The sequence below is a fragment of the Actinosynnema sp. NPDC059335 genome (assembly GCF_042752395.1).
Lineage (GTDB): Bacteria > Actinomycetota > Actinomycetes > Mycobacteriales > Pseudonocardiaceae > Actinosynnema.
In genome coordinates, this window is sequence record NZ_JBHYXZ010000121.1 from 1 (window position 1) to 11,105 (window position 11,105).

10 protein-coding genes are annotated in these 11,105 nt (G+C 72.0%); 6 read left to right on the forward strand and 4 right to left on the reverse strand.

Translation table 11 applies throughout. The features are described from left to right. Positions 1-81: 81 nt before the first annotated feature. The 4 genes from ACFXGA_RS29600 to ACFXGA_RS29615 form a co-directional block, all read right to left on the reverse strand. Positions 82-1,626 carry a cellulose binding domain-containing protein gene (locus ACFXGA_RS29600; protein WP_378093473.1) on the reverse strand — a complete coding sequence of 515 codons (1,545 nt, stop codon included), beginning with the start codon at positions 1,624-1,626 and terminating at the stop codon, positions 82-84. A gap of 317 nt (positions 1,627-1,943) precedes the next feature. Then, entirely contained in the window at positions 1,944-2,189 is a 246-nt protein-coding gene (locus ACFXGA_RS29605; RefSeq protein WP_378093475.1) for an acyl carrier protein, read from the reverse strand. Next, entirely contained in the window at positions 2,182-3,861 is a 1,680-nt protein-coding gene (locus tag ACFXGA_RS29610; RefSeq protein ID WP_378093477.1) for a fatty acyl-AMP ligase, read from the reverse strand. The genes ACFXGA_RS29605 and ACFXGA_RS29610 overlap by 8 nt, the downstream gene beginning before the upstream one ends. Beyond that, on the reverse strand, positions 3,858-4,916 hold the full coding sequence (locus ACFXGA_RS29615; protein WP_378093479.1) for an SDR family oxidoreductase: 1,059 nt from the start codon (positions 4,914-4,916) through the stop codon (positions 3,858-3,860). The genes ACFXGA_RS29610 and ACFXGA_RS29615 overlap by 4 nt, the downstream gene beginning before the upstream one ends. A gap of 54 nt (positions 4,917-4,970) precedes the next feature. Here ACFXGA_RS29615 and ACFXGA_RS29620 point away from each other — a divergent pair, with 54 nt between their 5' ends. The 6 genes from ACFXGA_RS29620 to ACFXGA_RS29645 all read left to right on the forward strand — a co-directional run bounded on the left by ACFXGA_RS29620 (position 4,971) and on the right by ACFXGA_RS29645 (position 10,961). Then, positions 4,971-5,555 (forward strand): EF-hand domain-containing protein, encoded by a 585-nt coding sequence (locus ACFXGA_RS29620; protein WP_378093481.1) that lies wholly within the window; start codon positions 4,971-4,973, stop codon positions 5,553-5,555. Between the two features lie 339 nt (positions 5,556-5,894). After that, positions 5,895-7,169 carry an ROK family protein gene (locus ACFXGA_RS29625; protein WP_378093483.1) on the forward strand — a complete coding sequence of 425 codons (1,275 nt, stop codon included), beginning with the start codon at positions 5,895-5,897 and terminating at the stop codon, positions 7,167-7,169. A gap of 232 nt (positions 7,170-7,401) precedes the next feature. Then, a complete protein-coding gene (locus ACFXGA_RS29630; protein WP_378093485.1) occupies positions 7,402-8,907 on the forward strand; it encodes a cellulase family glycosylhydrolase in 1,506 nt (501 codons plus the stop codon). A gap of 162 nt (positions 8,908-9,069) precedes the next feature. Beyond that, the gene (locus ACFXGA_RS29635; protein WP_378093487.1) at positions 9,070-9,477 is read left to right on the forward strand and encodes a nuclear transport factor 2 family protein; all 408 of its coding nucleotides are present in this window, start codon (positions 9,070-9,072) and stop codon (positions 9,475-9,477) included. A 91-nt stretch (positions 9,478-9,568) separates the two neighbouring features. Then, a complete protein-coding gene (locus tag ACFXGA_RS29640) occupies positions 9,569-10,405 on the forward strand; it encodes an alpha/beta fold hydrolase (protein WP_378093489.1) in 837 nt (278 codons plus the stop codon). Further along, positions 10,398-10,961, forward strand: a complete 564-nt coding sequence (locus ACFXGA_RS29645) for a TetR-like C-terminal domain-containing protein (RefSeq protein WP_378093491.1) — start codon at positions 10,398-10,400, stop codon at positions 10,959-10,961. Before ACFXGA_RS29640 ends, ACFXGA_RS29645 begins: the two co-directional genes overlap by 8 nt. The last annotated feature ends 144 nt before the right edge of the window (positions 10,962-11,105 follow it).

The following is an 11,105-nucleotide window of genomic DNA, read 5'->3' on the forward strand; positions in this document are numbered from 1 at the left end:
CGGCCCCGGCCCGACCCGCGGACTGGGCCGTGGGGCGGCGGCCGGGCGTCGTTGCCCGACAGCCGCCGCACGGGTCCGGGGTCAGCAGGCGCCGTTCGACTCCTTCAAGCCGTTGTTGGCGCCCGCCGTGCGGCTCACGATGTCGGGCACGCACTCGGTCCGGTCCAGGGTGTAGCCGTAGGGGATGCTCACCGTGGTGGTGGACTTGACGTCCGGACCGGCGGGGTTGGTGTCGGCGCCGGGGGCCGACCAGGTCACGTTGTCGAAGATGTTCCCGCCGACCTGCCAGTACCCGGCCTCGTCGGTGTAGAACGTGCCGAGGACGTCCTTGGAGTTCTTGAAGTAGTTGTTGTCCACCTTCGCCTTCGCCCCGGCGCGGGAGTTGATGCCGGATTCGTTGAGGCTCACGTAGTGGTTGTTGTAGATGTGCGCGATCCCGCCCCGCAGCAGGGGGGTGCGGGAGTCGATGTTCTGGTACAGGTTGTGGTGGAACGTGACGAAGCCGTTGGAGCGGTCGCTCTCGCTGGACCCGATCAGCCCGCCGCGACCGGAGTTGCGCAGCGTGCTGTAGGACAGGGTCACGTACTGCGTGTCGTCCTTCATGTCGAACAGGCCGTCGTAGCCCTCGGACTCGCCGCCTGACGCGAGCAGGTTGACGTGGTCCACCCAGATGTTGCGCACACCGCTCTCCATGCCGATGGCGTCGCCGCCGTTGGACGTGGGGGAGCCGGACTTCTTGACGTTCTGGATGGTGACGTTGCGGATGATGATGTTGCGGGACTCGCGGATGTGGATGCCGATCTGGTCGAACACCGCCCCGGCCCCGACGCCGATGATCGTGACGTTGCTGATCCGCTTCAGCTCGATGACACCGGCCGCGGTCTCGCAACTGCTGCCCGAGACCTTGGCGGTGTTGCCGTGGTTGATGGTGCCCTCGACCTGGATGGTGATCGGCGTCGAGCTGCTAGCCCGGCTGCACAGGGCCTGGTGGATTTGCGTGCCGGTGGTGGCCCGGACCGTCGCCCCGCCCTGACCGCCGGTGGTCCCGCCGTTCTGCGACGCGTACCCGGTCGCGACGCCCGCGGGCGGGTTCGACGTCGTCGTGGTGGTGGTCGTCGTGGAAGTCGTGGTGGTCGTGGTCGACGTCGAGGTGGACGTGGACGTCGAGGTGGACGTGGAGGTGCCGGTGGTTTGCCCGGTGCACGTCACGCCGTTGAGCTTGAACGACGTGGGCGAGGGGTTGGAGCCGGACCACGAGCCGTTGAAGCCGGGCGTGACCGACGCGCCCGTGGCCAGCGAGCCGTTGTAGCTCGCGTTGCGCACCGTCACCGCGCTGCCGGACTGCGAGAACTCGCCGCCCCACAGCTGCGTCACCCGCTGCCCGGCCGGGAACGACCACTCCAGTGTCCACCCCGACAGGGCGTCGCCCAGGTTCGTCACGGTGACGTTGGCCCCGAAACCGCCCTGCCACTGGCTGGTCACCGTGTACTCGACCCGGCACCCGGCGGCCGCGTTGGCGGCGGAACCGGCCGCCACCACCAGGCCGGCGGTCAGGGCCGCCACCGACACGGCCGCGGCCACACCGGCGGTCCGGCTTTTCGTGCGCTTGTCCATGCGCAGACTCATGCGTCGCCTCCTTGCGAGCAGGACTGACCCACAGCGATCCCCGACGGCACCGATCGCGCGACAACGGCGAAAACCACCGGTGACGCCGCTGTCTGGGAGCGCTCCCAGCGAGCATTGCGCAGGCTTGCGAAACAAGCAACAAGATTCACGGTGATGAACGGACCGGGGCGTTCACCTGCGTGAACACCTCAACCTTCGGGAGCCGGCCGGGTCGCGGAACCCAATTCCGCTTCACCTACGTGACCGCCGGAAGAAAGATTCCGACAAGGCGCGGTCGGGATTCCGGCGCATTTCGGGGAAACGCGCCGCGCCCTGGTTCACGTCCGCTCGATCTCACCGCGCAGGTGGGCCACGATCGCGTCGACGGTCGGGAAGTCCCACGCCAGCGTGGGGTCCACGAGGATCCCCCAGCGCTCCTCGATGTCCACGCACAGCCCCATGGCGTGCACGGAGTCGAAGCCCAGCGACCGCAGCGCCACGTCCGCGTCGACCCGCGACGGGGGCAACCCGAGGTAGCCCGCCACCGTGTTCACCAACCACGCCCTCAACGCCTCGTCAGACACGCTTCCCCTCCCGGTCGGCGACGACGGCGGCGACCGCGGGCGACAGCACGCTGTGCAGCGCCGGCAGCCCGCCACCGAGGAACAGGTCCCGCATGTGCCTTCGGCGCACCTTGCCGCTCGTGGTGCGGCGGACCGTGCCCGGCCGCACGACCACGATGCTCACGGACACGCCGACCTGCCGGGTCACCACGTCGAGCACGGTGTCGGCGAACTCGCGCGGATCGGCCCGCGAGGCCCGGCGCACCTCCTGCACCAGCACCACGTGCTCGCCCGCGTCGGCGTCGCGCACGCCGAAGGCCGCGCCCGTGCCCGCGTCCGGGTGCGCCTCCCGTGCCGCGAACTCGATGTCGTGCGGGTACAGGTTCCGGCCGCGGACGATGATCAGCTCCTTCAGCCGCCCGGTGACGTACAGCTGGCCGTCGAGGAGGAACCCCAGGTCGCCGGTCCGCAGCAGGCGGCCGTCCGGGCCGGTGACGAAGGTGGCGCGCGTCGCGGCCGGATCGCCGTGGTAGCCCGCGGCCAGGCTCGGCCCGGCCACCGTGATCTCGCCGATCACGCCGTCGTCCAGGGCCGCGCCCGTCACCGGGTCGGCGATGCGGACGTCCATGTCGCCCGGCTCGCCGCACCCGACCAGGGGCACGCCGGCGGCGTCCGGCGTGGGCACGACCCGGCCGGCGGCCAGCGACGCCGCGGTGAACGTGCGGACGGTCGGGCCGCGGCCGCGCGCCGTGCAGGTGACCACCAGCGTGGACTCGGCGAGCCCGTACCCCGGGTTCAGCGCGGTGCGCCGGAACCCGACCGGCGCGAACCTGTCGACGAACGCGTCCAGCGTGGAGATCCGGATCGGCTCGGCGCCGCTGACCGCCATCGTCAGGCACGACAGGTCCAGCCCGGCGAGTTCGTCGTCGCGGATCCGGCGCGTCGCCCACGCGTAACCGAAGTCCGGGGCCACCGTCCAGTCCACCCGGTGGTCGCTGATGGCGCGCAACCAGCGGATCGGCCGGGCGACCACGGACTCCGGCGAGAGCAGGACCAGGTCCGCCCCCGCGTGCAGGGCCTGCAACTGCAGACCGACGAGCCCCATGTCGTGGTGGTGCGGCAGCCAGCCGCCGATCCGCCGGACGGGGACGTCGCCGCTGATCCTCCGGAACACCTCCAGGTTGTGCGTCAGGCCCCCGTGCGTGACCTCGACGCCGCGCGGCCGGCTGGTCGACCCGGAGGTGTACTGGAGGTAGGCGACGGCGCGGGGATCCACGTCCGGCGGTCGCCAGGAGTCGGGGGACGCCGTCGCGTCGAAGGTCCGCGCCGACAGGTCGGCCAGCGCGGCCACGTGCGCCTCGTCGGTGAGCACCAGGCGTGCGCCGGAGTCCTCCAGCAGCAGGTCCACCCGGTCCACCCGCGACGAACCGGACAGGGGCAGCGGCGCGGGCACCGCCACCGCGCCCGCGTACAGGCAGCCCAGGAACGCGACGAGGAAGTCCAGCCCGGCGGGGTAGAGCAGCAGCACCGGTTCGCCCGCCATCCCGGACCCGGCCAGCCAGGACGCCACGGCCCTGGCCCGGCGGTCGAGTTCGAGGTGGGTCGCCACGACCGCCGGACCGCCGTCGGGGAGGTAGGCGACCGTCCGGTCGGGGCGCGGGCGCGCGCGGAAGCCGGTGACGAAGTCCGTCATTCGGGCAGCCCCTCGCGGACGTACCAGGAGATGAGCAGGTCGAGGATCCGGGGCGTGACGGGCGGCGGCTCGGCGTCCGCGCGGGACTCGAACCCGTACTCGTAGCGCAGGTAGGGGGAGGTGAACTTGCAGCGCATGTTGACGATCGCCTCGAACCTGTCGAACGGCTCGGCCTCGACCTCCGCCGCGGTGACGGCGACCAGCTCGACGGGCAGGTGCGCGGAGATCGCGGCGAACAGGTCCGGCACCGGCACCGCGACCGCCGGCACGAGGTGCCGCACCGGCCGGTCGAGCGGGCCGCCCGCCAGGGCCAGCAGCCGGTCCACGGTGCCGTCGATCGGGGTCAGGTGCAGCGCGGCCCTCGGGTGGCAGACGAAGCGGACGCGTCGGCCGGGGGTGCGCCTCGCGAACAGGGCGATCACCCGGAGGAAGTCGTACAGCCCGAGGTCGGTCAACGCCCGACCCGTTCCGGAGTGGCCGACCATGACACCCAATCGAGTGACAAGCACGTCACCTCGCTGCGCTAACCCGGTCCGGGAGAGTGCTACCTCGGCCATCCTCTTGGAGTGTTCGTAGTCATTTCTGAACTCGGACGGGTGACCGTATTCGGGCCATTTCTCCAACGCTCTACCGTGCGTGGTCCCGTGTTGGTACGCCGTGCTGACGTGGACGTACCGGGAACCGGGTTTCGCGTGCCGGGTGAACGCGGCCACGGCGTTGGCCGAGCCGATCACATTGACGGCGTGCAACTCGGCCTCGCGGCGCGGGAAGAAGGTGATCAGAGCGGCGCTGTGCCAATATGTGCAAGGCTCGGAAAATACATCGGGGCCTGATATTCCCAGCTCCGGTTCGGCCAGCGAGAACGGTCTGACCTGCACTTTCTCCACCAGGTCCGGGTTCAGGTGCAGCGTGGTCAAGGCGTCGGAGATCCTTCTCCGGACCACTTCCCCGCTGGCGCGCGCCAACGCGATCACCGAGTCGCCGCGCGCCACGAGCGCGCCGATCAGATGGGAGGCCACAAACCCATTGGCGCCATCTACCACGTGGTCTGCCATCGACAACCTTCCTGTGGCCCCGTCGCGGACAACAGCGTTAGTATCGCCGGATCAATGCCCCGGGAGAAAGAGTGGCACGCCATGCTCAACGAACTCCTGAAGCGGAAACTCGCCCACCTCTTCGCCCTGCTGGACGTGGATGACGACGGCACCATCGACAGGATGGACTACACGGCTTCCGCGGACCGGCTCGTCACCGCGTTCGGGTACGCGCCGGGCTCGCCGGAGAGCGAACGCGTCCGGGAGCGCTACAACACCCTGTGGGAGGAAGTCACCCGTCCGATGGACACCGACGGGGACGACCGGGTCGACGTCGACGAGTACTCCTCGGGGATGGACCGGTTCGTGACCGAGTCGGACGACGGCTACCGCACCCACATCGCGCCGGTCGCCGACGCCTTCTACGACCTGATGGACGTCGACGGCGACGGCCGGATCACCAGGACCGAGTACGTGCGCATGGCGGCCAGCGCCTTCCGCCTGTCCGAGGACGCGGGCAACACCGCGTTCGACAAGCTCGACCTGGACGGCAACGGCTGGCTGGACCGCGCCGAGCTGCACGCCGCCAACGAGCAGTTCTTCCGCAGCTCGGCGGAGGACGCCCGGGGCAACTGGATCTTCGGCCCGATCGCCGCCTGACCGGGACCTGTCGGGTGTGGGCCTTCCGTCCGCGCCACGCCCGACAGTATCCGGCCCCCGGCCCCCGGCCCCCGGTCCGGGCTCCGGGTTCCTGGCCCCGCTCCAGGGCTCGGAGCTTCGCGCCGCGTGCTCGGGACCAGGGTCTCGGGCTCTCGGCCGCGCCTCTCGGTGCCGGTGTCCACCGATGCAGGGGCTGTGGCGGGGTCGCAGTGTGGGGGAGGAGGTCGGAGCGGGAGCCGCCGGTCGCCGGTGGCGTCGCCGCGGAGCGCCGTGACCGCCGTTCAACGCCTGGTGAACCGTAAGTAAAGTAACCTGGCAAAGGCGGCGGAGGGAGGGTCCGTGGCGAGGAGCCCGGTCTGGGCGAGCCGGCCGAAGACGCGTGGCCTGGTGCTGGACGTGATCAGGGCCGCGCGGACGATCAGCCGGGTGGAGCTCGCCGCGGCGACCGGCCTCACCGGGGCGACGATCTCCGAGGTCGTGCGCGAGCTGCTGGGCGACGGCCTGGTGGTCGAGGTGGGGCGCGGCGCGTCGACGGGTGGCAAGCCGCGCACGTTGGTCCAGCTCAACCCGTCCGCCCGGTACGGCGTGGGCGTCCAGCTGGAGCGCAACGCGTGCGTGATCGTGGTGGTCGACCTGGCCGGCCGCCCGGTGGCGCGGACGTCGTTCCGGGGCGTGGCGTCGATGTCGCCGGAGCAGGCTTTGCCGCTGGTGGCCTCCCAGGTGGACGCCCTGCTGACCACGGCGGCCGTGGAGCGCGACAAGGTGCTCGGGGTGGGCCTGGTCAGCTACGGCCCGCAGGACCGGCGCGCGGGGGTGCTGTTGACGCCGCAGCCGACCGAGGAGTGGTCCGACTACCCCGTCGCCCGGCGGCTCTCGGAGATCCTGGGCCTGCCCGTGCTGCTGGACAACGACGCCGCGGCGGCCGCCATCGGCGAGTACTGGATGGGCGCGGTCGACCCGCGCAGCACCTACGGCTGCATCTACATGGCCACCGGGATCGGCGGCGGCGTGGTGGTCGCCGGCGAGGTGTACCGGGGCAGCTCCTCGAACACCGCGGAGATCGGGCACATCTCGGTCGACGTCCACGGCGAGGAGTGCACCTGCGGCAACGTCGGGTGCCTGGAGAACTACGCCGGGCCCTCGGCGGTGGTCCGGCAGGCGTTGGCGACGCCCGGCCTGGCCCGGCGGCTGGCGCTGGACCCGGCGGGCGAGGACTTCCTGAGCGAGTTCTCCCGGATCGCGGCGGCGGCGAACGCCGGTGACGCCGAGGCCCGCGAGCTGGTCGAGCGGTCGGCGCGCTACCTCGGGCACGCCGCGGTCACCGTGGCGGCGCTGTTCGACCTGGACGCGGTCGTGCTGGCCGGGCAGAGCTTCGCGGTCGCGGGCTCGATCTACCAGTCGGTGATCCAGGAGCAGTTGGACCGGCGGTTGTTCGCCCGGCGGGCGCACCCGGTGCGGGTCGTGCCGTCGGTGAACGGGTCGGACGCGGCGGCGATCGGCGGAGCGGTCCTCGTCCTGCGGAACGAGCTGACCCGGGGCCGCTCCGGCGACGAGCCGCGCCCCGTGCCGCACGCCGCCGTCGCCGCACCGGCCGGGCCCGCGGGCGAGGTCTGACCGCGCCCGGCGAACACGGGCCCGGGTCGGCGCGGCCGCATTATTAGGCCGCCTGATTAACCGGTCAATACGACGGATGGCTCTGCCCGATCGGCGGCACTGCGGCATGCCGGGACGGCGTTTGCCCAGGGTATTGACTTAATTCGGCTAACTGAGTAACCCTCGGCGGTGGTCTGGCCCGAACCCGCGGGACGTGCGGCGGGCCGCAAGTCACCTGCACAAAGGAGTGCCGATGTCAGGAAGAGTCCGAAAGCGCCGCGCCGCGCTCGCCGCGGTGGGTGCCGTGGTCTCCATCGCGAGCACGGCCCTGATGGCGGCGGGCGGGTCGTGGGCGAGCGACGCGAGCGCGGCCCCGGCGTTCGCGTGCCGGGTCGACTACGCGACCAACGACTGGGGCAGCGGGTTCGGCGCCACCGTGAACATCGCCAACCTCGGTCCGGCAGCGGTCACCGGCTGGGCGCTGACCTACAGCTACACCGGGAACCAGACGCTCCAGCACGGCTGGAGCGGCGTGTGGTCCCAGTCGGGCAGGAAGGTCACCGTCGCCAACCTGGGCTGGAACGCCACCATCCCGGCGAAGGGCAGCGTCAGCGCGGGGGCGAACTTCTCCTACAGCGGCGGGAACGCCAAGCCGACCGACTTCGCCGTGAACGGGGCACCGTGCACCGGCGTCAACCCGACGACGACCACGACCACCACGACCACCCCGCCGGGTGACGGTCGCGCGCCGGCGCTGCGCGTGTCCGGGAACCGGATCGTCACCGCCGACGGCACGCCCTACCGGCTGCTGGGCGTCAACCGCTCCAGCGGCGAGTTCGCCTGCGTGCAGGGCAAGGGCATGTGGGACGGCGGCCCGGTGGACCAGGCGTCGGTCGACGCGATGAAGACCTGGAACATCCACGCGGTGCGGATCCCGCTCAACGAGGAGTGCTGGCTGGGCGTCAACGGCTCGCCCGGCGGCGCGACCTACCAGCAGAACGTCAAGGACTACGTCAACCTGCTGGTGGCCAACGGCATCAACGTGATCCTCGACCAGCACTGGACCTGGGGCGCGTACACCAACAGCCCGGACTGGCACTGCAAGGACGAGCACGCGACCTGCCAGAAGCCGATGCCGGACGCGCGGTACTCGCCGCAGTTCTGGGCCGGCGTCGCGTCCGCGTTCAAGGGCAACGACGCGGTCGTCTTCGACCTGTTCAACGAGCCGTACCCGGAGATGGCCGCCGACTGGGACAAGACCCTGGGCTGGCAGTGCTGGCGCGACGGCGGCGCCTGCGCCGGCCTGCCCTACGAGGTCGCCGGCATGCAGGACCTGGTCGACGCGGTCCGGTCCACCGGGGCGACCAACGTCCTGATGCTGGGCGGCCTGGAGTGGGCCAACGACATGCGGGAGTGGTTGGCGCACAAGCCGACCGACCCGGCGAACAACCTCGCCGCGTCCTGGCACGCCTACAGCTTCAACGCCTGCGCCACCGAGTCGTGCTGGGACGCCCAGATCGCCCCGCTCGCCCAGCAGGTCCCGGTCGTGCTCGGCGAGTTCGGCCAGGACGACTGCGGCTTCGACTACATGCAGCGGGTGGTGGACTGGGCCGACGCGCACCACATCGGCTACCTCGCGTGGACCTGGAACCCGTGGGGCTGCACCACGGGCGCGGTGCTGATCAAGGACTGGAACGGCACGCCCGAGCCCGGCGTCGGCGAGGGCCTCAAGGCACACCTCCTCTCCGTCACGCCCTAGCCCTCGCGCTCCTCGGCCGGCCCGCCACCACCCCGGCGGGCCGGCCGACGCCTTCCGCCGACCGGCGCGGATCACCCGGTCGTGCGAAGGGTCGCGGCCGCGTCGGGAACACCCGCCCGGCGGCGCGCGAGACTGGGGCGACCGACCGCGAACGGAGGCGCCATGGCGATCGACCCGCAGGAGATCTACGGCCGCTACCTCCGGGCCGGCGCGCTGGGCCGGGACGCCGACGCGCTCGCCTCCCTCTTCGCCGAGGACGGCGTGCTGGAGTCGCCGCTGGTCCCCGAGGGGCACGTCCACCCCAGGCGGCTGGTCGGCCGGGAGGCCATCCGCGCCGGCATGGCCGCCTACTACCGCCGGTCCGCGGGCGCGCCGGGCACGGTCGACGTGGCCAGGTCCCGGTACGTGCTGCACCGGACCGACGACCCGGACGTGTTCATCGCCGAGGTGGACCCGGTGCTCGACGTGGCCGGCCGGACCGTGGCGCTGTCCCTGGTGCAGATCTTCCGCCTGCGCGACGGCGAGATCACGTTGCTGCGCGACTACTTCGCGCCCGACGCGGTGGTGTGACGCCGGGGACGCGCACCGGGCGGGGTTGACACCCGAGGCTAACGGCATTAGCTTTTTGGCTACAGACGTTAACCGAGCGGGGTGCATGGGCATGACCGAGTTCCTGGAGATCGACGGCGGACGGCTCGCCTACGACGTGATCGGCGAAGGGCCGCTGATCGTGCTGGCCCACGGCATGGGCGACAACCGCGCCGCGTACCGGGACATGGCGGCCACGCTCGCCGGGGCCGGGTACCGGGTCGCCACCGTCGACCAGCGCGGTCACGGCGAGTCCAGCGCCGACTGGACCTCCTACACCCGGACCGACTCGGCGGAGGACCTGCTCGCCGTCGTCCGGCGGCTGGGCGGTCCGGCCGTGCTCGTGGGCCACTCCTTCGCCGGCGGCGCCGTCGCCATCGCGGCCGCCCGGGAGCCCGAACTGGTCACCGCGATCGTGCAGATCAGCCCGTTCACCCGGGCGCAGAGGGCGGACTTCGGCGGCCTGGTCCGCAACGCCCGCTACCGCAAGGGCATGGCGTTGCTGCTGGGCGCGGGGATGTTCCGCAGCGTCGGGCTGTGGCTGCGCTACCTCGACCACGCCTACCCCGGCGCCCGGCCCGAGGGCATCGCCGAGCACATCGCCGCGGTCGAGGCCGACCTGCGCCGACCCGGCCGGATGGCGGTGCTCGGCCGCATGGGCACGTCCGCGCCCACCGACGCGGGCGCGGTGCTCGGCGACCTGCGCTGCCCCGCGCTGGTGGTCGAGGGGTCGCTGGACCCCGACTGGGCCGACCCCCGCGCCGAGGGCGAGGGCGTCGTGGCCGCCATGCCGGCGGGCCTGGGCCGGGTCGAGGTGGTCGAGGGAGCGGGCCACTACCCGCACGTGCAGTTCCCGGCCGAGGTCACCGCGGCGGTGCTGGCGTTCCTCGGGGCGGGCGCCCGTGGCTAGGGCCGCGCTGTCCGCCGCCGCGGTCGTCGACGTGGCGTTGCGCCTGGTGGACGAGGAAGGCGTCGCCGCCCTGACCCTGGCCGCGGTGGCCTCGCGTGTGGGCGTGGCGACGCCCTCGCTCTACAAGCACGTCCGCAACCTGGCGGAACTGCGCGCGCTCATGTCCGCGCGGATCATGGACGAGCTGTCGGAGCGGATCGGGAGCGCGGTGCTCGGCCGCTCCGCCGACGAGGCGGTCCGCGCGCTCATGACGGCCTGGCGCGACTACGTGCTGGCGCACCCGCACCGCTACGCGGCGCTGGGCCAGGCGCCCGAGCCGCGGGTCGCGGAGGCCGGGGAGCGGCTGGTCGGCGTCATGCTGGCCACCCTGCGCGCCTACGACCTGGACGACACCGCCGTCGTCCACGCGGTCCGGTGCCTGCGCGCGGCCGTGCACGGCTTCGCGGTGCTCGAAGCGGAGCGCGCGTTCCAACGGCCCGAGAAGCTGGACGAGACCTACGACATGCTGATCCGCATGGTGGTCGCGGGTTTGGGAACGGCGGACCGGCGTCCCTGAACCGGTGACGGGACACCGGAAACATGTGGACCATTCAGTAGCGAAGTGCTCGGATATTCGGGCGACCCGGGTCGTTCCTTTCGGCCGCCCGCCGCGCGGTGGTGCGCATTCCGCTCACCGCGCCCCATTCCCGGCGGCCATCCG